The following is a 20935-nucleotide window of genomic DNA, read 5'->3' as shown; positions in this document are numbered from 1 at the left end:
GGCATTGAAGATGGTGAGCAGCTCCGGGTACTCACGGCTTACGCCGATCGCGGCCGCAACGAGTGAAAACCGTTCTTTTCGCGGAAAACACGTCCGTCAGGGCGATCCGGCATGGCTAAGATGACAAGAGTTCAGGCACGGGGTATCGACAAGAGGTGCAATGAGCGAACCCTCCGCACGCCGCTATTCCGGACGCTCGGTCGACGAGTGGAAGGCGGCGCGACGGGAACGTCTGCTGGACGCCGCGCTGGAGCTCTTCGGGACCGAGGGTTACCCCGCGACCTCGGTGGAACGCCTGTGTGCACAGGCGAAAGTGTCGACCCGGCACTTCTACCACGAGTTCCAGAACAAGGAAGCCGTGCTGCTCGCGGTGCACGCCCAGGTGATCGAGCTCGCGGTCCGCAGTACCGGCGAGGCGCTCAGACAGGCCGCTGACGCGCACGTCGGGGAGCGGATCGGCGCGGCGGTCGAGGGGTACCTGCGGACCATCATGGCGGACCTGCGCCGGGCCCGGATCTCGTTCGTCGAGGTGGTCGGCACCAGCCCGGCGGTCGAGGAGCAGCGGATCGCCTTCCGCGAGCTGATCATCTCCAGCGTGGTCAAGATCGGCGAGGCCGCGGTCGCGCGGAACGAGATCGCGCCGAAGGACTTCCGCTTCCTCGGGCTCTGCTTCATCGGCGCGGTCAACACCGTCGTCTACGACTGGATGCTGGCCGACCCACGCCCGCCGGAGAAGGAGGTCCAGACCGCGCTCCGCAACCTGGCCGTCTCGCTGATGGTGAACTAGGCCTTGCCGTGGGGCGTCCGCAACGTCCCGCTCGGACCGGAGCCGACTCGGATCGAGCCACCGGGCTGGGTCATCCCCGCCGCGGCCCGCGGGTCGGGCAGGTCGAGGCGCTTGCGGAGCTCGGCGATCGCCTCGTCGCGGATCATTGCCGCGCCCTCGCCGTACAGGGCCTCGTACCGTTCGGTGCCGAGGCTCGCCTGCAACCGCTCGACCGTACGCCGGACGTCGGAGTCGGGCACGGTCCGCATGCCCCGCATCGAGGCGGCGAGACCGAGGACGCGCGCGGCGATCTCGTCGCCGCCGGTCAGCGGCTCGACGTCGGCCACCGCCTCGACGATGCCCGAAGCGAGCGGCATGTCCTCGGTGCTGAGCGCGAGCTCGACGGCCTGCCTGCTGTAGTCGCGCGCCCGCTCCTGGTCGCCGCGGGCCACGCTGACCCGGCTGAGCTGCGAGAGCACCATCGCCTGCCCGTGCGGAGCGACCCGCTCGGCCTGGAGGTCGAGCATCTCGTAGGACTTCTCGGCGATTTCCATCGCCTCGTCCAGCCGACCGGTCCGCCGGGCAACCGCACTCAGCCCGATCATCGCGATCCCTTGCCCACCACGGCTTCCGGTCTCCTCGGCCAGCCGAAGCGAGCGGTGCAGGTCGTCCCGCGCGCCGTCGAGGTCACCCAGCTCGGAACGGCTCAGAGCGCACTGGGCCAGCAGCTGGGACACCCCTTCGGTGGTGCCGAGCTCGCCGATCAGCCGCAACGCCTCGGTCAGGGACGCCAGCGCGCCCTCGTGGTCGCCCCTGTTGCCCTGGTAGCTGGCGAGGCCGCGCAGCGCCAGCGAGATCCCCCAGCGGTCGCCGATGGTACGGAACCCGTCCAGCGCGACGGCCAGGTCTGCGGCCATCTGCTCGACGTCGCCCTCGTTCTCGCGGAACATCGCCGACATCATCACGGCCATGTACCGGGTCCACGGGTCGGGATGTTCGCGAGCCTCGTCCAGCTCACGAAACGAGCCGGCCCGGTCCCGGCGGACCGCGGCCCAGACGGCGTTGGTGAACCGGCCGACACCGGACTCGGCGACCCGGCGGTGTCGCCGGCTGAGCAGCCGGACCGAGGCGAGCCCCCGGACGGCCTGCGCGAACGACGCTGACGGGTCCTCGCCGTTGGACAAGGTACCGAGCGAGTACAACATCAGCGTGGTCGCGCGGTGCAGCGGATCGGACGGCCCGGGCACGGCCAGTGCCGCTTCGAACCAGCTGACCGCCTCCGCCGGCCGGCCGCGCATGTTCCAGTACTCGCCGAGCACCGACACGAGTTTCAGCGCGGTCGCGGCGTCGCCGAGGTCGACCGACGACCGCAACGCGTCCAGCAGGTTCTCGTTGTCCGCGTCGAGCCTGGCGATCCACTGCAACTGCTCGCCGGTCCGCAGCTTGGGGCGTGCCTGCTTGAGCAGCCCGCCGAAGTACGCGGTGTGGGTCTCGCGGACCTGGTCAAACTCCCCGGAGGCCGCGAGCCGTTCGGCGCTGTACGCCTTCACGGTCTCGAGCATGCGGTAACGGACCGACCGGTCGTCGGCCGCTGCCTCGACGAGCGACTTGTCCACCAGGGAGGCCAGTACGCCGAGCACGGCCTCAGGTGGCAGTCCCGGACCGCTGCAGATGCGTTCGGCTGCTTCGAGAGTCGCCCCGCCGGAGAAGAGCGAGAGCCGGCGGGCGACTGCCTGCTCGTCGGGGTCGAGTAGCTCCCAGCTCCACTCCACCACCGCTCGCAGGGTCTGGTGTCGCGGCAGCGCAGTCCGGGAACCGCTGGTCAGCAAGCGGAAACGGTCCGTCAGCCGTTCGACGATCTGCTGCGGGGTAAGGGCGCGCAGGCGGGCCGCGGCCAGCTCGATCGCCAGCGGCATGCCGTCGAGCCGGCGGCAGATCTCGGCGATCGCGTGGCGGTTGTTCTCGGTGATTGCGAAGTCGGGCCGCACGGCACGGGCTCGGTCCACGAACAACTGGACCGAGGGGTACGCGTCGTCGTCGCTGTCCTCCGGTGGCAGCCCGAGGGGGCCGACCTGGTGCAGGTGCTCGCCGGGGATGCTCAGCGGTTCGCGGCTGGTCGTGAGCACCCGCAGCCGCGGGCAGGCGGCCAGCAGCGAGTCGACCAGATCGGCGACCTCCTGGACCAGGTGCTCGCAGTTGTCGAGCACGAGCAGCATGCGCCGGTCGGCGATCACCTCGACCAGTCGCTCGGTCGCCGCTCGCCGGGTCGGCAGCTTCGGGGCCAAGGTGGTCTGCAGGTTGTCGACGTACTCGCTCGCGCCCAGGGCGGTCAGCAGGGTCGGGGCGACATCGGCCGCGTCAGCGAGTGGGGCCAGCTCGACGAACCAGATCCCGTCACCGGTCTGGTCCACCAACGTTCGCCCGGTCTCGGTCGCGAGCCTGGTCTTGCCGGCGCCACCCGGGCCGACCATGGTGACGAGCCGGGTGCCGTTGCCGAGCAGCCGGGTCAGCTCGGTCACATCGTCGGCCCGGCCCACGAAACTGGTCAGCGGCGCGCGCAGGTTGTTCCGCGGTACAGGCTCAGGAGCAGCCGGTACTACGGACGCCGTGGCGGCCGGATCGATCGAGTCACCGCGCAGGACCGCCACATGGAGGTCGCGCAGCCTGGTCCCGGGATCCGCGCCGAGCTCGTCGGCCAACGTGGCCCGCACCCGCTCGTACGCCGCGAGGGCCTCCGCCTGGCGGCCATCGGCGTACAGGGCTCTGATCAGCAGTTCGTGCAGGCGCTCGCGGAGGGGATGGGCGACGCTGAGCCGCTCGAGCTCGGCGATCACGTCGCGCGAGTGGCCACTCGCCACGGCCGCCTCGGCGAGATCCTCGCCCGCTCCGAGGCGCAGCTCGCTCAGCCGGTCCGCCTCGATCGCGGCGAACGGGAGGTCCCGGAGATCGGCCAGTGCGTCGCCGCGCCAGAGTCGCTCAGCCTGGGTCAGGAGTGCCCGCGCCTGCGCCGGATCCGTGACGAGGAGCCGCCGGCCCCGGCGTACCAGGTCTTCGAACTGCAGGGCGTCGACGGACTCCGGCGAGATGGTCAGCGTGTAGCCGGCCGGACCGGACTGGACGGAGATGCTCGACTCGGTGGCGGGGAGACCGGCCCGGAGTCGCGAGACGAGCGACTGCAACGCGTTCGCGCTCGGCGCCTCGGTGCCCCAGAGACCGTCCACCAGGGTCTCGAGCCCGACCGGCCGGCCGGCGCTGAGGGCCAGCCGCGCGAGCAGTCCACGCAGCCGGACTCCGCGGACGTCCAGCGGAGAACCGTCGGCCGCCCACATCGCGAGTGGACCGAGCACCGCTATGCGCACTCCTCCAGCCTCCCACACGACCCCGCTCAAACCCCTGTCGTTTGTCACATGCGGTGGTCCCTGGCATGGCTTACTGTCGGCTGGTGACCGAGATCTCCGCTCAGACCAGTTCCGCGCTCAGCCGGATCCTCGCCGAACGACAGACCAAGGGGCGGGTGCCCGGCATCGTGGGCGCCGTCGCCCGCGCCGGTGCGCTGGCCTGGTCCGACGGGGTGGGATCGGCCGACCTGGCCGCCCCCGGGGTGGCGCCGACCGCCGATACGCAGTACCTGATCGCCTCGCACAGCAAGACCTTCACCGCGGTCGCGATCATGGCACTGCGCGACGAGGGCAAGCTCAGCCTGGACGACACGATCGAGCAGTTCATCCCGGAGAGCAAACACGAGGGCATCACCATCCGGCAGATGCTCAGTCACATCAGCGGCATGCAGCGCGAACCCGTCGGCGATGTCTGGGACCAGATGACGTTCCCGGACCGCGGCGAACTCGTCACCGGCTGGAACGGGGCCGAGCGGATCGGCAAACCGCACCACCGGTTCCACTACTCGAACCTGGTCTACTCGATGCTCGGCGAGATCGTCGCCCGGCTCGACGGACGGTCGTGGTACGAGTCGATCCAGGCCCGGATCCTCCAGCCGCTGGAGCTGACCCGGACCACGGTCGGCATGGACGGCGGTCCCGCCGCCAAGGGGTACTACGTGCCGCCGTTCTCCGACGTACCGGTCGACGAGCCGCTGATCGACATCGGCGCGATGGACGCCTGCGGCGGCCTGGCCAGTACCGCGAACGACCTCGCCAAGTGGATGATGTTCATCGCCGACCCGGTCGCGGAGGTGCTGTCCAAGGACACCGTCGAGGAGATGTGCCAGCCGCAGATCATGGCCGACGTGGACCGCTGGCAACTCGGCATCGGCCTCGGGTTCATGCTGTTCCGCCGCGGTGAGCGGGTCTTCGTCGGCCACACCGGTGGCATGCCCGGCCACATCACCGGCAGCTTCGTGCACCGCCCGTCCGGTACCGCCGGCATCACGCTGATGAACACCACCTCGGCCCCCGACCCCGCCGCGATCGCCACCGACCTGCTGATCAAGGTCCTCGAGGACGACCCCGAACCGCCGACCCTCTGGACCCCCGGCACCGAGATCCCCGCCGACCTGGCCGGCGTCCTGGGCACCTGGTTCTCCGAAGGCAGCCCGTTCGTCTTCTCGGTCAAGAACGGCACCCTCCAGGCCACCGCCCAGGGCGCCCCCGACTGGAAGCCCCCGGCCGTCTTCGAGAAGGTCTCCGACGACGTCTACCGCACCGTCTCCGGCCGCGAAACCGGCGAACTCCTCCGCATCACCCGAGACGCCACCAACACCCCCACCACCCTCCACTGGGCCACCTACCTCTGCACCCGAGCCCCCTTAGCCTTCGGCGAATGGCTCTGAGTTGCTCCTGCTGTAGGCCGTTGACTACGTTGGCGACAACCGTCGATCGCCAACGCGATTGAGCGCGAGGCCCCACTCCGGTGGGGCCTCACCCACACCACGGTGTCGGGAGATGAGGCGTCGCGGACGCCCAAACCGGTACGCACAAAAAAACGACCCCCTTTCGGGGGCCGTTCTAGCCGGGCGTACCGGCATGGGACAAAAAATGTACCACGCCATCCGTACGCGCATTCGCGAACAGGAGATCACGGCGTGGGCACGGTCGCCGCCTATATAGACGGTTTCAACCTGTACTACGGCATGAAAAGCAAGTACGAACGCAGGTATCTGTGGCTCGACCTGGTCGAGCTCGTCCGGCACCTCAGACCGAAAGACGAGGTGGTCCGGGTGCGCTACTTCACCACCATCGTTCGCGGTGAGCCGGCGGCGTCGGCCAACCAGATCAACTACGTAGACGCGTTGCGGGCGCACTCCGGTGACCTGCTGGACGTCCAGATCGGATGGTTCAAGAAGCGCACGCTGTCACCTTGCAAGCTCTGTGGTGCTCATTGGCAGTGCGCGTGCCCTAGAAGGCCACGGACCTTCGAGGAGAAGGAGACTGATGTCGCGCTCGCGGTCTCCATGGTCGAGGACGCTGCTGCGGTATTGGCAGATCTGACTCTTCTGATCAGCGCTGACTCCGACTTCGCTCCAGCAGTGGCAGCGCTCAAGCGGATGCGGCCCGGGCACCCAGTGATCCTGGCGATGCCCTCCGGCACTCTGAAACCGCACAAGCGGTTCGACGACGTCGGGTACTTCACAATCAACGAGACCGCCCTGCGGCAGTCGCAACTGCCGGAGCGCATCTACGACCCGCTGGCCAAGCGGCAGCGCAGTCGACCTGCGAAGTGGTTTTGAAGCCGGGTGGCTCCCGGTGTGGGACCCACCCGGCTTGCTGGTGTTACTCGTTGTAGCTGGTGTGGCCGTCTAGGAGTTCTCGGATTATGTCTAGGTGGCCTACGTGGCGGGCGGTTTCTTCGATCATGTGGCAGAGGACGTAGCGGAGGGAGGCGGCTTCGCCCTTGGTGGCGTACGGGCCTTGTTCGACGGCGTCCAGCGCGAGTGAGGCGATGATCGCGTTCGACCTCGCGCACTCCTCGTCGTACTCGTCCAGGAGTTGGGCGAGGGGGACGTCGTCGACGAACATCTCGGCGTCTGGGTGGCCGCCCTCCGTCCACGGGGTCTGGCCCGTGTCGGGGGTGCCGAGCATGTTGAGGTGGAACCAGGAGTACTCGTTCCAGCGCAGGTGCGCCACCACGCCCGCCATCGTCATCAGTGGTGAGGTGGGCAGCGTCTTGCGGTGCGCGTCGGCCTCGCTGAGGCCTTCGCACTTCATCCGGACGAAGGACCTCTGCAGGTCCAGCCAGCCGGTCAGTTGGGTCCGCTCGTCAGAGGTCAGCGGCGGACGGTTCACTACGGTCATCACAGCTCCAGAGGTGGTACGAACGCCACCTGGTCAGCCGCGGGTGCGGCGGGCAGGTGGCACGACGGAAGGACTCGACATCGCGCTCACCTCCTCTCGCTCGACCAGAACCTTAGCGCCCGAGCGAAGCAACGCCTACTGATTTAACAGGCGAGTCTTCACCTCGGTCTTCAGCACCTTGCCGACCTTCGAGCGGGGCAGGTCGTCCCAGACCTCCACCTGCTTCGGCGCCTTGACGCTGCCCAGCCGGCTCTTCACGTAGTTGCGGACCTCCGACTCGGTCACGGTCAGCCCGGGGTGGAGTTGCAGTACGGCGGTCACCCGCTCGCCCCACTTCTCGTCGGGGAGCCCGACGACCACGCAGTCCCGGATCGCCGGGTACGTCATCAGCGCCTGCTCGACCTCGGCCGAGTACACGTTGAAGCCGCCGGTGATGATCATGTCTTTCGCCCGATCCACTATGTAGAGGTAGTTGTCGTCGTCGAGGAAGCCGATGTCACCGGTGTGGTGCCACCCGTACTGCGCCGCGGCCGCGGTGGCCTCGGGGTTCTGGTAGTAGCCGGCCATCACCAGCGAGCCGCGGACGACGATCTCGCCGCGTTCCCCGCGCGGCAGCAACCGCCCGTCGTCGGCCATGATCGCCACCTGCGTCAGCGGCGACGGCCGTCCGGCTGAGGCGAACCGCTCGACCGCGGGCGACCCGTCCGGGTGGAAGTGGTCGGCCGGCGCCATCGTGGAGATCATCATCGGCGCCTCGCTCTGGCCGAAGAGTTGCGCCATCACCGGCCCGATCCGCGTCAGCGCCTCTTCCAGCCGGGCCGCGGACATCGGAGCGGCGCCGTACCAGAAGCATTGCAGTGAGCTCAGATCCGTTGTGGGCAAGGAGGAATGCGCGAGCAGCATGTAGATCAGCGTCGGCGGCAGGAACGTGTGGGTGACGCGATGCCGCTCCACCAGTGTCAGGAAGTCGCCCAGGTCCGGCGCCGGCATGATCACGATCTGACCACCGAGTGTCAGCACGGGGAAGCACAGCACCCCGGCCGCGTGGGTCAACGGAGCCAGTGCCAAGTAGACCGGACGCCCGGAGAACGGGTAGCTCATCAGCGTGATCGCCGACATCGTCTCCAGATTCCGCCCGGTCAGCATCACCCCCTTCGGTCGCCCGGTGGTACCACCGGTGCCGACCAGCAACGCGGTGTCGTCCAACGGCTCCCGCTCGAAAGGCTCAGCTGGTACCGCGTCCAGCCACTCCGCGAGACTGATTGCCTCAGGCAAGGAGTCGTCCAGGCAGATCACGGTGGTCAGCTTCGGCAGGTCCGGGAGGATCTTCTGCACCAGCGGAAGGAAGGCTCGCTGGAAGATCAGGCAGGAGCAGTCGAAGGCGTCGAGCAGTTCGCGGTTCTCGGCCGCCTCGTTGCGCGGGTTCACCGGACACCAGATCGCGCCGGCCCGGGCGATCCCGAACACGCAGGCGAACGAGATCGGGTTGTTCGCGGACAGGATCGCCACCTTGGCACCCGGCGCGATCCCCGACCGGTCGAGCGCCCGCGCCACCTGCCAGGAGAACTCCTGGACCTCGCCGTAGCTGAGCGACGTACCGTCCATCGTCAGGCAGGGCGCGTCGCTGCCCAGCGAGGCACCCTTGTCGAGATAGTCGAACAGCCGCACGGGAAACTCCAGGTGGTACAGGTGCGGGGGAGCCTGGGGGGTGGTGGCGGCGCCCCCGCACCTGGTCTAGTGGTGAACGGTCAGGACCGGCTCGAGCACCAACCCGAAGCTGCGCAGTACGCCGAGTAGTTCGCGGTGTCCGAAGGCCTGGCAGGCCGAGGCGAGCCCCGCGCGCCTCGGAGGCTGCTGCAGCAACGAGTACGCCGCGTACGCCTGCAGGGCGCCGGTCTGCTTGTAGTTGCTGTTGCCGTAGATCACGCAATGCGCCCGGCCGAGCGGCCCGGAGGCGTGCACCGAGTCGAGCGAGGTGTTGATCCGCGGGTTCTCCCGCGGCGGCATGCTCGCCTGGACCGAGGCGGCCACCTCGCCGAGCGCTGCATCCTGCTGCTCGACCGGGAGCGTCTTGATCTGCGTCTCCACCATCTTCACGGCGTCGACCACGCCCTGCATCACGGCCCGGTCGAACACCCCGCCGGCCACCTTCACGTTGGCCACCCGCGGGTCGTTCTTGAACCAGACCGGGTGACTCGTCCCGCCCCAGGGCAGCGCGAGCGCACTCGCGTGCTGGCCGGGTACGTTCACCTCGAAGGTGGTGAGCGGGTCCCATTTCACCAGTTCGTTCTGCTCCAGGTAGTGCCAGTCGGCCTTCAGGATGGTGAAGATCGTCTGGGTCGACGCGTACGTCGGGAACCCCTTCCACAGCACCAGGATGTCGAGGGTGTCGAGGCCAGGAGTCTCCAGGCAGATGTTCGCGGCGATCTCGCCGGTGGTGTACATCTGCGCGACGCCGGGGGAGAGCAACAGCCCTTCGGCGGTGAACTTGTCGCCCCACCTCGCCTGCGCGTCCAGGATCCAGTCCTGCTCGCCGGTGGTGTCCAGGTAGTGGCACCCTGCCGCGAGACTCGCCTCGACCACCTCGGGGCCGTACTTGATGAACGGCCCGACCATGTTGCTGACCACTTTCGCGCCGCGGAAGAGGTCGGTCAGCGCACTCACCTCGTGCTCGACCTCGACCACCTCGTGGTCCACGGTGTCGATCCCGGGCACCCGGTCGAGCACCTCCTGGACCCGCTTCTTGTCCCGCCCGGCGGCGATGAACGGGACGTTGAACTCGCGCAGGTACTCGCAGACGAGCCGCCCGGTGTACCCGGAGGCGCCGTACACGACGACGGGTTTGCTCATCTCACATCCCCATTCCGCCGTCGACCGGTAGGCCCGCGCCGGTGATGAAGCGGGACGCGTCCGAGGCGAGGAAGACCACCGCGTCGGCCATGTCGGAGACCTCGCCGAGCCGGCCGAGCGGGGTCAGCCCGATGACGTCCCCGACGGCTGCCTCGGCGGACGGCCAGAGCCCGAGGGTGACCATGTCCGCGGCGAGCTTCATGCCCATCTCGGTCGGCACCAGACCGGGGTACACGCAGTTCACTCGTATGCCGTAGCCGAGCTTGCCGGCCTCCATCGCGGCCACCCGGGTCAGCCGGTCCACCGCGGACTTGGTCGCGGAGTACCCCGAGATGCCGGGGAAGGGGATCGTCGCGGCGACGCTGGAGATGTTGACCACCGAGCCACCAGTCCCGGCGGGTCCCTCCGGCCGCATCGCGCGGAACGCCTGCTTCAGCCCCAGCGCGGTACCGAGGACGTTGATCTCCAGCATCTTGCGGACGTCGGCCGGGTCGAGGTCGACCACCAGGCCGGACAGTTCGACGCCGGCGTTGTTCACCAGGATGTCCAGGCCGCCGAGCTCGGAGATTGTCGCGGTGATCGCCGCTTCCCAGCCGGCGTCGTCGGTCACGTCGAGCGGCACGAAGGCCGCGGTCGCACCGGTGTCCTTGAGCGCGTCGGCGGTTTCCTTGCCGAGGACCTCCTGGATATCGGCGATGACCACCGAGGCGCCGGCCTTGGCCAGAGCTGCCGCCATCCCGGCCCCGAGCCCGCGCGCACCCCCTGTCACCAAGGCTTTTCGTCCGGTCAGGTCGTACCCGCTCATGAACTCTCCCCTTCGGCCGGCTGCTGGACCTACGCTGACCGCCCGATCACCGGTGAGGTGCGGTGACCGGGCGATGAGCTCAGCGTTACGAAGTTCTTGACACTCGTCAAGAGTTTCTTGGACAACTGTCAAGAAATTCTGCCGGCCGGGTTAAACTGCCCGGGAGCTATCCCTGGAGGCTGACCGTGACCGAGGTGACGGACCGGATCTCGCGCCGGCAGGTGGACAAGTTCGCTGAGCGTCGTGCCCAGCTCGCCACCTCCGCGCTGCGCACCCTGTCCGAGCTCGGCTATGCCCGGACGAGCCTGCGGGAGATCGCGCAGAACTCCGAGTTCTCACACGGCGTGCTGCACTACTACTTCCGCGACAAGGTCGAGCTGATCACGTACTGCGTGAAGCTCTACAAGGCCGAGTGCGTCACCCGCTACGACCAGATCGTCGCGACAGCCCGGTCGGCCGACCAGCTGCGCACCGACTTCGCCCAAGCGCTGGCCACCACCTGTGACGAGGACGGCTCGATGCACCGCCTCTGGTACGACCTGCGCAACCAGGCCCTCTTCGAGGAGAACTTCCGCGAGGACGTGCTGGAGATCGACAAGACCCTCGAGCTGATGATCTGGCGCATCGTCAGCACCTACGGCGAGCTCAGCGGCACCCCGATCACCGTCTCCCCCTCAACGGCGTACGGCCTCTTCGACGGCCTCTTCCAGCAGGCCCTCCTCCGCAACCTGTCCCACCAGCCCAACGCCCTCACCGACCTCCGCACCGGCGTAGAACAAACCCTCCCCAAACTCCTGATCCCCTGAGGCCCCGCTAACGGCGGCGGTCGTCGCGGATGCGTTTGGCCTTGCCCAGGGAGCGTTCGAGCGCGTGTGGGGGGAGGACCTCGACGGTGGCGGTGACGCCTACGCGGTCTTTGACTCGGCGGGACAGGGCTGACGCGGCGCTGGCGTAGGAAGACGTGGGGAGGTCGGGGGCGGCTTCCACCTGGACGGTGAGTTCGTCGAGGCGGTTGGGGCGGCTCAGGACGCAGAGGTAGTGCGGGGTGAGGCCTTCGACCAGCAGGAGTTGTTCCTCCATCTGGGTGGGGAAGACGTTCACGCCGCGGACGATCATCATGTCGTCGGTGCGGCCGGTGATCTTCTCCATCCGGCGCATCCCCGGCCGGGCGGTGCCCGGCAGCAACCGGGTCAGGTCGCGGGTGCGATAGCGCAGTACCGGGAAGGCTTCCTTGGTGAGGGTGGTGAAGACGAGTTCGCCGACCTCGCCGTCCGGCAGCACCTCGCCGGTGACCGGGTCGATGATCTCCGGGTAGAAGTGGTCCTCCCAGATGTGCAGGCCGTCCTTGGTCTCGACGCACTCCTGCGCAACGCCCGGCCCCATCACCTCGGACAGCCCGTAGATGTCGACGGCGTGCATCCCCGTCTTGCTCTCCACCTCCGCGCGCATCTGCTCGGTCCACGGCTCGGCGCCGAAGATGCCGACCCGCAAGGAGGTCTCCCGCGGATCCATGCCCCGGGCAACCATCTCGTCGACGATGGAGAGGAAGTAGGACGGCGTCACCATGATGATCCGGGCGCCGAAGTCGCGGATCAGGTCGACCTGACGCTCCGTCATTCCGCCCGAGACCGGGACGACCGTGCAGCCGAGGCGTTCCGCGCCGTAGTGGGCGCCGAGCCCGCCGGTGAACAGCCCGTACCCGTACGCCACGTGGCACACGTCGCCCGCGCGGCCGCCGGCGGCTCGGATCGAGCGGGCGATCAGGTCGGCCCAGTTGTCGATGTCCCGGCGGGTGTAGCCGACCACCGTCGGGCGTCCCGTCGTACCAGAGGAGGCGTGCACGCGGACGACCTGCTCACGCGGTACGGCGAACATGCCGAAAGGGTAGTTGTCGCGCAGGTCCTGCTTGGTGGTGAACGGCAACCGGCTCAGATCCGAGAAGTCCCGCAGATCGCCCGGCGCGAACCCCGCCTTGTCGAGCGCCGCACGATAGTGCGGCACGTTCTCGTACGCCGCGCGCACCGTGGTCTGCAGCCCGGCCAGCTGCCGCGCCCTGAGCTCGTCGACCGACAGCCGCTCGCCGGCGTCGCGCAGGTCGTCAGGGCACGCGTCGCCGAGGAATCGATCCGTCATGAGGGACCTCCGGGGGAAGGGTCAGGGGCGGGCCAGCAGGGTCGCGATGCCCTGGCCAACTCCGATGCACATGGTGGACAGCGCGTACCCGGCGTCGCGGTGGCGAAGCTCGAGGGCGGCGGTGAGAGCCAGACGGGCGCCGGACATCCCCAGGGGGTGACCCAGGGCGATGGCGCCGCCGTTCGGATTGACGTGCTCGGCGTCGTCCGGGAGGCCGAGCTCACGCAGTACTGCCAGGGACTGGGCCGCGAAGGCTTCGTTCAGTTCGATCACGCCGACGTCGGCCAGGTCGACCCCGGTCCGGGCCAGCACCTTGCGGGTCGCCGGGACCGGGCCGATGCCCATGATGCGCGGAGGTACGCCGGCCGCCGCGGTGCCGACGATGCGAGCCAGCGGAGTGACGCCGAGCCGCTCGACGGCCTCGCCGCTCATCACGAGCAGGGCGGCCGCGCCGTCGTTCACCCCGGACGCGTTGCCGGCGGTGACGGTGCCGGGGTCGCGGAAGGGAGTCTTCAGGCCGGCCAGGGCCTCGAGCGAGGTCTCGCGCGGGTGCTCGTCGACGTCGACCACCGTCACGGCACCGCGCTTGCCGGGCACGGAAACAGGAACGATCTCCTCGGCCAGCCGTCCGTTCGCGATCGCCTTGGCCGCGCGCTGCTGGCTGCGCAGCGCGAACAGGTCCTGGTCCTCGCGGGACACGTTGTACTCGGCGGCGACGTTCTCCGCTGTCTCCGGCATCGAGTCGATCCCGTACTGCTTCTTCAGCACCGGATTGACGAACCGCCAGCCGAGCGTGGTGTCGTAGATCTCCGCCTGCCTCGCAAAAGCAGTGGTTGCCTTCGGCATCACGAAGGGCGCCCGCGACATCGACTCGACGCCACCGGCCAGGACGATCTCGTTGTCCCCGGCAATGATCGAGCGGGCGGCCGAGGCCACCGCGTCCAGGCCGGATCCGCAGAGCCGGTTGATCGTCGTGCCCGGAACGCTGTCCGGCAGGCCGGCCAGCAGCAGGGCCATCCGGGCGACGTTGCGGTTGTCCTCGCCGGCCTGGTTCGCGCAGCCGAGGATCACGTCGTCGATCGTCGCCGGATCGAGCGAAGCGTGCCGCGCCAGGAGTGCCGAAACGGCGTGGGCCGCGAGATCGTCCGGGCGGACCGGGGCGAGCGCGCCGCCGTACCGGCCGATCGGGGTGCGGACGCCGTCCACCAGGTAGGCCGCGCGGGTCATGACTCCTCCTTGACGATGCTGCCGGACAACTGACGGCTACGGCCGCGGAACTCGGCGATCACGTCGTCCCCGCGCCGCACCGTCACGTCGTAGATCCCGTTCCGCCCGTACGACGTCCGCTCGCGGGCCTCGGCGACCAGGAGGTCGCCGCGCTGGGCGGGGGCGATGAAGACGATGTCGCAGGCCTGCGCGACGGTCACCTGGTTGCGGGAGTTGCAGGCGAAGGCGAACGCGGAGTCGGCCAGGGTGAAGACGAAGCCGCCATGGGCAATCCCGTGGCCGTTCACCATGTCGTCGCGAACCGGCATCTCCAGCACCGCCGTACCGGTACCGACCGAGACCAACCGCATCCCCAGGCTCGCGCTGGCGGTGTCGTCCGCCCACATGGCGGCCGCCACCCTCGATGCCAGTTCGTCAGCCATGAGGCCCACCCTAGTTATGACACTGTAGTCGCGATATGGACAGAGACTGTAACATCGCCCACGTCGCCCGATATCCCTAGGCTGGGACCACCCGAGATCCAGGAGCGCGCCCGATGACGTCGACCACCGCAGCCGGCTGGCTGGAGACCCACCGCGAACGACTGGACGGAGCGCTCGAGGCGATCCGCAGCCGCGGCTACTACTCCGCCTACCCCGAGTCCCCGAGCCCGCGCGTGTACGGCGAGACCGCCGCCGCGGACGGGAAGGCCGCCTTCGAGGCGCACCGCGGTACGACGTACCCGGTCGAGACGCCGGGCGCGAACGGCACGGTCACCACCGAGCAGTCGCCGTACGGGGTGCCGCTGGACGTGCAGTACCCGCGGACCACCGAGAGCGGCCTGGACGAACTCCTCGATGCTGCCCGGCACGGTATGACGGACTGGCGCAACGCGGGCGTGGACGGCCGCGTCGGCGTCACCCTGGAGATCCTGGACCGGCTGCACAAGCGCATCTTCGAGCTCGCCAACGCGGTCCAGCACACCAGCGGCCAGGCCTTCGTGATGGCGTTCCAGGCGGGTGGCGCGCACGCGCTCGACCGGGCGCTCGAGGCGATCGCCTACGCGTCCGAGGAGATGAACCGCTACCCCACCACCGCGGTCTGGGAGAAGCCGGCCAAGGGCGACTCGATCCGGCTGCAGAAGAACTTCACCGTCGTCGGTCGCGGGGTCGCGCTGGTGATCGGCTGCAACACCTTCCCGACCTGGAACTCCTGGCCCGGCCTGTTCGCCTCGCTCGTCACCGGCAACGCCGTCGTGGTGAAGCCGCACCCGCTCGCCGTCCTGCCGCTGGCCCTGACCGTCGAGGTGTGCCGCGAGGTGCTCGCCGAGGCCGGCTTCGACCCGAACCTGGTGACGCTCGCCGCCGAGCGCCCGGGCGACGGCCTGGCCAAGCCGCTCGCGCTGCGCCCGGAGGTGAAGATCATCGACTTCACCGGCGGCAGCGAGTTCGGCCAGTGGCTGGAGCAGAACGCGACCCAGGCCGAGGTCTTCACCGAGAAGGCCGGCGTCAACGCGGTCATCATCGACTCGACGGACTCCTTCAAGGCGCTCTGCAACAACCTCGCCTTCACCCTCTCCCTGTACTCCGGCCAGATGTGCACCACCACCCAGAACCTCTTCGTCCCGGGGGACGGGATCGAGACGGACGAGGGCCACAAGTCCTTCGACGAGGTCGGCGCCGGGATCGCGAACTCGATCGGCAAGCTGCTCGGCGACGACGCCCGCGCGGTCGAACTGCTCGGCGGCATCGTCAACCCGGGCGTGATCACCCGCCTCGAGCTCGCCCCGGAGTACGGCGACGTCGTGCTGGCGTCGCGCGCGATCAAGCACCCGGCGTACGAGGACGCGGTGGTCCGCACTCCGCTGCTGGTCGCCATCGACGCCAAGGACGAGGAGGTCTACGGCCAGGAGTGCTTCGGCCCGGTCTCGTTCCTGGTCCGCACGGCCGGTACGGCGGAGTCGGTCGAGCTGTTCCGTCAGACGGTCGCCGAGGGTGGTGCGATGACGGCCGGGGTCTACTCGACCGATGAGCAGACCCTCGAGCAGGTCCGGGACGCGGCGCTCGACGTCGGTGTCGCGTTGTCGGAGAACCTGACCGGTCAGGTGTTCGTGAACCAGTCGGCCGCCTTCAGCGACTTCCACGGCACCGGCGCCAACCCGGCCGCCAACGCCACCTACACCGACGGCGCGTACGTGGCCGGCCGCTTCCGAGTGATCCAGTCGCGTCGCCACGTTGCGTGACTTCGGCTGGACTCGCGGGGTTGAAGTTGCTGCCCTCGCGCCGGTGAGCGGAGTCTGTCCGGGAGGTAGGGATGACTGCCTCTTCCGCCGATCCTGCAGGGAGCAACCGTGGCACAGACGTTGACCGAGGTTCTCGCGTACTACGACAGCTGGCTGGCGTTCAACCAGCGGTACCAGCGGATCCCCGGGGTCCAGGCCGCGGTGTTCGCCGATGACGGGATCGTCTACTCGGCGGCGTACGGGCTGGCCGATGTGGAGCACGGGGTCGAGCTGACCGAGCAGCACCTGTTCCGGATCGCCTCGCACTCCAAGACGTTCACCGCGACGGCAGTGCTGCAACTGGTCGAGCAGGGCAAGATCCGGCTCGACGACAAGGCCGGCACGCACGTCACCGAGATCGTCGGGACGCCGGTGGGCGAGCGGACCGTGCGGGATCTGCTCAGCCACGCCGGCGGAGTCACCCGGGACAGCCCGGAGGCCGACTTCTGGCAGCTCGCGACGAGCTTCCCGGACCGGGAGCACCTGCTCGGCGTACTGCTGCAGCCGGAATCCGCGGTGATTCCGGAGAACGACCGCTTCAAATACTCGAACATCGGCTACGGCCTGCTCGGCCTCATCATCGAGGCGGCCACCGGTACGTCGTACAACTCCTACGTGCAGAAGGAGATCGTCGACAAGCTCGGGCTGACCGCGCTGGGTCCGGAGCTCGACCCGAACCGGAGCACGGAGTACGCCGCCGGGTACAGCTCCTTCGCCTACGCCACCGAGCGGGTGCCGATCGAGCACGTGGACACCCGGGCGCTCGCCGCGGCGACCGGGTTCTACGGCAACGCGCGCGATCTCGTCACCTACTTCTCCGCGCATCTGTCCGGCGACGAGCGGTTGCTGACGGACGCGTCGAAGCGGCAGATGCAGCACCCGCTGTGGCAGACCGGCGAGGAGGCCGGGCCGCGGTACGGGCTCGGCATGCAGGTGTCGAAGGTCGGCAAGCGGGAAGTGTTCGGGCACGGTGGCGGCTACCCGGGTCACATCACCCGGTCCCTGGTCGACGGCGAGCGGCGGATCGCGGTGTCGGTGCTGACGAACGCGATCGACGGTCCGGCGGCCCAGCTCGCCGAGGCGGTGCTCAAGCTGGTCGACCTGGCCGAGTCGGAGGATCGCGGCGAGGCCGCGGACCTGGCCCGATTCACCGGCCGCTACGCGAACCTGTGGAGCGTGAACGACATCGCCCTGCTCGGCGGTCGCCTCTACGTCATCGACCCGACCTCGCCGGACCCGGCCGCGGAGCCGACGACGCTGGAGGCCGATGGCGACACCCTGCGCGTCACCGGCGGCAACGGGTACGGCTCGTACGGCGAGTCGTACCGCTTCACCTTCGACGCTGACGGGAAGGTCGAGTCGGTCCGCGGTTCGAGCGGCCTGATCAGCCACCCGCTGGACACGTTCACCCTGCCGGCCCGGGTGACGGCACTGAAGTGATTGCCTGAGGCACCCGTCCCGGCCCCGCACCACGGGGCCGGGACGGATTTCCCGGGGGGCGTAGCGTTCGGGGCATGACCATCCATGGTGAGCATCCGTTCCTGCCGCCGGAGTCGGAGCGCAGCCCGGTCCGCCGGCTCCGCGGCCGGCTGCCGTCGCCGGTCAGCCTCTGGACCACCGCGTACGACGGGAAGCGGGCCGGGCTGACCGTGTCGTCGATGCTCGTCGCCGACGGTGATCCCGGCTTCGTGATCGGGCTGATCGACCCGGACTCGGACCTGTGGGAAATGTTGCGGGAGGCAAGGACCGCGGTGGTCAGCCTGCTCGGTGCGCCGCATCAGCAACTCGCGGACGCCTTCGGGTACGTCGCGCCCGCGCCGGGTGGGCCGTTCCGGATGATCGAGTGGGACGACACGGACTGGGGCCCGGCGCCCGTCGGGGTCAGCACCTGGGCGGGCTGCCGGCTGGTCGACCCGGATCCGCCGGAGGTGGGCTGGGCGCTGCAGGTCCAGCTGGAGATCGTGCAGGTGGAACTGGCTGCGGACGAGCTCCCTCCTCTCGTCCACCGCCGCGGCCGCTACACCGCTCTCTGAGCCGAACCCGGGCCACCGCCGATGTGTGGAGGACCCTCCGGTTCGGCCGGAGATCCTCGTGCTTAGGGTGAGCGCATGCGAGCTACGACGATCCACGCTCCGTTCGACGTCCGGCTGAGCGAGGTCCCGGACCCGGTGATCAGCAAGCCCACGGACGCGATCATCAAGATCGTGGCGGGTTGCATCTGCGGCTCGGACCTCTGGCCGTACCGCGGCGAGAACAAGATCACCCCGGGCAGCCGGATCGGCCACGAGTACGTGGGGATCGTGCAGGAGGTCGGCGCGGAGGTGCGCACCGTCAAGCCGGGTGACTTCGTTGTCACTCCGTTCGTGGCGAGTGACGGCACCTGCCCGAACTGCCGGGCCGGGCTGCAGTCGGTCTGCCAGAACCTCGTCGGTATCGGCAGTGACGGCGCGGATGGCGGCCAGGGCGAGTACGCGAAGGTCCCGTGGGCCGACGGGACACTCGTCGCCACCCCCGAAGTACCGGACGACGCGCTGGTGCCGTCGCTACTCACGTTGTCCGACGTGATGGGCACCGGCTGGCACGCCGCTCGGGCCGCGCGGGTGAAGCCCGGCGACACGGTTGTGGTGGTCGGCGACGGCGCGGTCGGGCTGTGCGGTGTGCTGGCTGCCTCCCGGATGGGCGCGGAGCGCGTGGTCGCACTGTCCCGGCACGAGCCGCGGCAGAAGATTGCGCGCGAGTTCGGCGCCACGCAAATCATTGCCGAACGGGGTGACGAGGCAACGACCGCGGTACTGGAACTCACCGACGGCGTGGGTGCGGACGCGGTACTGGAGTGCGTCGGCACGAACCAGGCGTTCGAGACGGCCTTCGCGGTGGCCCGGCCGGGGGCGACCGTCGGCTTCGTCGGAGTGCCGCACGGCGTCGAGGTGCCGATCCGCCGGATGTTCAGCCGGAACGTCGGTCTGGCCGGAGGCGTCGCCCCGGCGCGGGCTTACCTCCCGGACCTGATGGCGGACGTACTCTCAGGTGAGATCAACCCCGGGCTCGTCTTCGATCTGGAGTTGCCGTTGGATCAGGTGGCGGAGGGCTACAAGGCCATGCACGAGCGGCGCGCGATCAAGGTGCTGCTGCGTCCGTAGGTCGCGGTGGCCTCGTCGGACCAGTAGGTCAAGAGGCCTACGGCGGCAGTATGTGTGCGCTCTCATACCAGATGTGCGCAAGGGATCACGTCTGCGCAACGCGCCTGCGCGGAGCGTTGACACCTGACCGGCCCCGTGCCCACAGTTGGGCCGTCAAGGGGGCATTCGGTGTCAGACAGCTCCATGAGCTGATCGGAGAGTGAACAAGATGCGTGGTGGTTGGAGCAGGACCTTCGCGGTGGTGGGTGCCGTGGGTCTTCTCGCGGTCAGTGCCTGCGGAAACAGCGATGACAGCAGCAGCGGGGACTCGGCTGCCAGCAAGGACGTCACCGTCTTCACCTGGTGGGCTGACGGTGGCGAGAAGGCCGGCCTGGACGGACTCGTCTCGGTCTTCGGCACCGAGTGCAAGGACTTCAAGTTCGTCAACTCCGCCGTCGCCGGTGGCGCCGGCTCGAACGCGAAGCAGGTGCTGGCGAACGACCTGGCCGCGGGCAAGCCGCCGGCGACGTTCCAGGCGCACGCCGGCGCCGAGCTGGGCGACTACATCAAGGCGGGTCAGGTCGACGACGTCAGCGGTCTCTACAAGGAGTTCGGTCTGGACAAGGCCTTCCCGCAGAGCCTGATCGACAACCTGACCGTCGACGGCAAGATCTACTCGATCCCGGCCAACGTGCACCGCGCGAACGTGGTGTGGGCCAACCCGGCCGTGCTGAAGAAGGCGAACCTCGACGGCGCTACCGCACCGGCGAACGTGGACGCGTGGATCGCGGACATGGACAAGCTGAAGGCCGCCGGCGTGAAGGCGCCGCTGGCCATCTCCAAGGGCTTCGCCCAGGAGATGCTGGTCGAGGCGGTGCTGCTGGCCGACCTCGGGCCGGACAAGTTCATCGGTCTGTGGAAGGGCGAGACCGACTGGGCCGGCGCCGACGTGACGGCCGCGCTGGACAAGTACAAGAAGCTGCTGTCCTACACCAACGCCGACCGCGAGGCGATCGACTGGCCGGACGCGCTGCAGTACGTGAACAAGGGTCAGGCCGGCTACACGCTGATGGGTGACTGGGTCGCCGCGCAGCAGCTGGCCGACAAGATCCCGGACACGGCCTACACCTACTGGCCGGCTCCGGGTACGGCGGGCAACTTCCAGTACCTGGCGGACTCCTTCACGCTGCCGACCAACGGGCAGGACCCGGACGGCGCGAAGTGCTGGCTGAAGGTCACCGGCTCGGCCGACGGTCAGAAGGCGTTCAACACCAAGAAGGGCTCGATCCCGGCCCGCTCGGACGCGGTCCCGGCGGACTACCCGAAGTACCAGCAGACGGCGATGGCCGACTGGAAGAAGGACAAGATCGTTCCGTCCTGCGCGCACGGCGCCGCCTGCACGCTCGGCCAGAACAACGACATCCTGTCCGCGATCAGCCAGTTCAGCGGTAGCCAGAACGTAGCCCAACTGCAGACGGCGTTCGCCAATGCGATGAAGACGAGCTGATGCCGGCCGAGTTGCGG

The 20935-nt window shown here is 68.9% G+C and carries 17 protein-coding genes; 9 read left to right on the top strand and 8 right to left on the bottom strand.

Features of this window, described 5'->3' with window-relative positions:
* Positions 1 to 160: 160 nt before the first annotated feature.
* The gene (locus ACFPJ1_RS04810) at positions 161 to 787 is read left to right on the top strand and encodes a TetR/AcrR family transcriptional regulator (RefSeq protein ID WP_380101602.1); all 627 of its coding nucleotides are present in this window, start codon (positions 161 to 163) and stop codon (positions 785 to 787) included.
* Here the strand turns inward: ACFPJ1_RS04810 and ACFPJ1_RS04805 are convergent.
* The gene (locus ACFPJ1_RS04805) at positions 784 to 4125 is read right to left on the bottom strand and encodes an ATP-binding protein (RefSeq protein WP_380101601.1); all 3342 of its coding nucleotides are present in this window, start codon (positions 4123 to 4125) and stop codon (positions 784 to 786) included. The genes ACFPJ1_RS04810 and ACFPJ1_RS04805 overlap by 4 nt on opposite strands.
* Before the next feature lie 83 nt (positions 4126 to 4208).
* Here ACFPJ1_RS04805 and ACFPJ1_RS04800 point away from each other — a divergent pair, with 83 nt between their 5' ends.
* Both ACFPJ1_RS04800 and ACFPJ1_RS04795 read left to right on the top strand, forming a co-directional pair.
* The gene (locus ACFPJ1_RS04800) at positions 4209 to 5555 is read left to right on the top strand and encodes a serine hydrolase domain-containing protein (RefSeq protein ID WP_380101600.1); all 1347 of its coding nucleotides are present in this window, start codon (positions 4209 to 4211) and stop codon (positions 5553 to 5555) included.
* Positions 5556 to 5807: 252 nt separating this feature from the next.
* Entirely contained in the window at positions 5808 to 6452 is a 645-nt protein-coding gene (locus ACFPJ1_RS04795; protein WP_380101599.1) for an NYN domain-containing protein, read from the top strand.
* A gap of 43 nt (positions 6453 to 6495) precedes the next feature.
* Here the strand turns inward: ACFPJ1_RS04795 and ACFPJ1_RS04790 are convergent, their stop codons facing one another.
* From ACFPJ1_RS04790 to ACFPJ1_RS04775, 4 genes are all read right to left on the bottom strand, one after another.
* On the bottom strand, positions 6496 to 7017 hold the full coding sequence (locus tag ACFPJ1_RS04790; RefSeq protein ID WP_380101598.1) for a DinB family protein: 522 nt from the start codon (positions 7015 to 7017) through the stop codon (positions 6496 to 6498).
* Between the two features lie 135 nt (positions 7018 to 7152).
* A complete protein-coding gene (locus ACFPJ1_RS04785; RefSeq protein ID WP_380101597.1) occupies positions 7153 to 8685 on the bottom strand; it encodes an acyl-CoA synthetase in 1533 nt (510 codons plus the stop codon).
* 66 nt (positions 8686 to 8751) lie between these two features.
* Positions 8752 to 9867 carry a DUF5938 domain-containing protein gene (locus tag ACFPJ1_RS04780; RefSeq protein ID WP_132191635.1) on the bottom strand — a complete coding sequence of 372 codons (1116 nt, stop codon included), beginning with the start codon at positions 9865 to 9867 and terminating at the stop codon, positions 8752 to 8754.
* Position 9868: 1 nt separating this feature from the next.
* Positions 9869 to 10672: an SDR family NAD(P)-dependent oxidoreductase gene (locus ACFPJ1_RS04775; protein WP_380101596.1), complete on the bottom strand. Its 804-nt coding sequence runs from the start codon at positions 10670 to 10672 to the stop codon at positions 9869 to 9871.
* A 185-nt stretch (positions 10673 to 10857) separates the two neighbouring features.
* On the opposite strand from ACFPJ1_RS04775, the gene ACFPJ1_RS04770 reads away from it, so the two are divergent.
* Entirely contained in the window at positions 10858 to 11478 is a 621-nt protein-coding gene (locus ACFPJ1_RS04770) for a TetR/AcrR family transcriptional regulator (RefSeq protein ID WP_380101595.1), read from the top strand.
* A 7-nt stretch (positions 11479 to 11485) separates the two neighbouring features.
* On the opposite strand, the gene paaK is transcribed toward ACFPJ1_RS04770, so the two are convergent.
* From paaK to paaI, 3 genes are read right to left on the bottom strand one after another with little or no spacing between them, the layout of a single operon-like run.
* Complete coding sequence (gene paaK / locus ACFPJ1_RS04765) at positions 11486 to 12805, bottom strand: phenylacetate--CoA ligase PaaK (RefSeq protein ID WP_380101594.1); 1320 nt, start codon at positions 12803 to 12805, stop codon at positions 11486 to 11488.
* A gap of 21 nt (positions 12806 to 12826) precedes the next feature.
* Positions 12827 to 14032: a 3-oxoadipyl-CoA thiolase gene (gene pcaF / locus ACFPJ1_RS04760; RefSeq protein WP_380101593.1), complete on the bottom strand. Its 1206-nt coding sequence runs from the start codon at positions 14030 to 14032 to the stop codon at positions 12827 to 12829.
* Entirely contained in the window at positions 14029 to 14454 is a 426-nt protein-coding gene (paaI, locus tag ACFPJ1_RS04755; protein WP_380101592.1) for a hydroxyphenylacetyl-CoA thioesterase PaaI, read from the bottom strand. The genes pcaF and paaI overlap by 4 nt, the downstream gene beginning before the upstream one ends.
* 113 nt (positions 14455 to 14567) lie before the next feature.
* Here paaI and paaN point away from each other — a divergent pair, with 113 nt between their 5' ends.
* From paaN to ACFPJ1_RS04730, 5 genes are all read left to right on the top strand, one after another.
* Positions 14568 to 16253, top strand: a complete 1686-nt coding sequence (gene paaN / locus ACFPJ1_RS04750) for a phenylacetic acid degradation protein PaaN (protein ID WP_380101591.1) — start codon at positions 14568 to 14570, stop codon at positions 16251 to 16253.
* Between the two features lie 108 nt (positions 16254 to 16361).
* Entirely contained in the window at positions 16362 to 17732 is a 1371-nt protein-coding gene (locus ACFPJ1_RS04745) for a serine hydrolase (RefSeq protein ID WP_380101590.1), read from the top strand.
* A 74-nt stretch (positions 17733 to 17806) separates the two neighbouring features.
* A complete protein-coding gene (locus ACFPJ1_RS04740; RefSeq protein WP_380101589.1) occupies positions 17807 to 18325 on the top strand; it encodes a flavin reductase family protein in 519 nt (172 codons plus the stop codon).
* Positions 18326 to 18400: 75 nt separating this feature from the next.
* Entirely contained in the window at positions 18401 to 19432 is a 1032-nt protein-coding gene (locus ACFPJ1_RS04735) for a zinc-dependent alcohol dehydrogenase family protein (RefSeq protein WP_380101588.1), read from the top strand.
* Between the two features lie 208 nt (positions 19433 to 19640).
* The gene (locus ACFPJ1_RS04730; protein WP_380102368.1) at positions 19641 to 20918 is read left to right on the top strand and encodes an ABC transporter substrate-binding protein; all 1278 of its coding nucleotides are present in this window, start codon (positions 19641 to 19643) and stop codon (positions 20916 to 20918) included.
* Positions 20919 to 20935: the final 17 nt, after the last annotated feature.

The organism is Kribbella qitaiheensis (assembly GCF_042657745.1).
Classification (GTDB): domain Bacteria; phylum Actinomycetota; class Actinomycetes; order Propionibacteriales; family Kribbellaceae; genus Kribbella; species Kribbella qitaiheensis.
This window is presented reverse-complemented; position numbering and strand designations above follow the sequence as displayed.

Excerpts from the sequence above, each read along its gene's own strand:
- ACFPJ1_RS04810 (WP_380101602.1), top strand. The coding sequence starts at position 161 with ATGAGCGAACCCTCCGCACGCCGCTATTCCGGACGCTCGGTCGACGAG.
- ACFPJ1_RS04790 (WP_380101598.1), bottom strand. The coding sequence starts at position 7,017 with ATGACCGTAGTGAACCGTCCGCCGCTGACCTCTGACGAGCGGACCCAA.
- ACFPJ1_RS04780 (WP_132191635.1), bottom strand. The coding sequence starts at position 9,867 with ATGAGCAAACCCGTCGTCGTGTACGGCGCCTCCGGGTACACCGGGCGG.
- ACFPJ1_RS04775 (WP_380101596.1), bottom strand. The coding sequence starts at position 10,672 with ATGAGCGGGTACGACCTGACCGGACGAAAAGCCTTGGTGACAGGGGGT.
- paaK (WP_380101594.1), bottom strand. The coding sequence starts at position 12,805 with ATGACGGATCGATTCCTCGGCGACGCGTGCCCTGACGACCTGCGCGAC.
- pcaF (WP_380101593.1), bottom strand. The coding sequence starts at position 14,032 with ATGACCCGCGCGGCCTACCTGGTGGACGGCGTCCGCACCCCGATCGGC.
- paaI (WP_380101592.1), bottom strand. The coding sequence starts at position 14,454 with ATGGCTGACGAACTGGCATCGAGGGTGGCGGCCGCCATGTGGGCGGAC.
- paaN (WP_380101591.1), top strand. The coding sequence starts at position 14,568 with ATGACGTCGACCACCGCAGCCGGCTGGCTGGAGACCCACCGCGAACGA.
- ACFPJ1_RS04740 (WP_380101589.1), top strand. The coding sequence starts at position 17,807 with ATGACCATCCATGGTGAGCATCCGTTCCTGCCGCCGGAGTCGGAGCGC.
- ACFPJ1_RS04735 (WP_380101588.1), top strand. The coding sequence starts at position 18,401 with ATGCGAGCTACGACGATCCACGCTCCGTTCGACGTCCGGCTGAGCGAG.
- ACFPJ1_RS04730 (WP_380102368.1), top strand. The coding sequence starts at position 19,641 with ATGCGTGGTGGTTGGAGCAGGACCTTCGCGGTGGTGGGTGCCGTGGGT.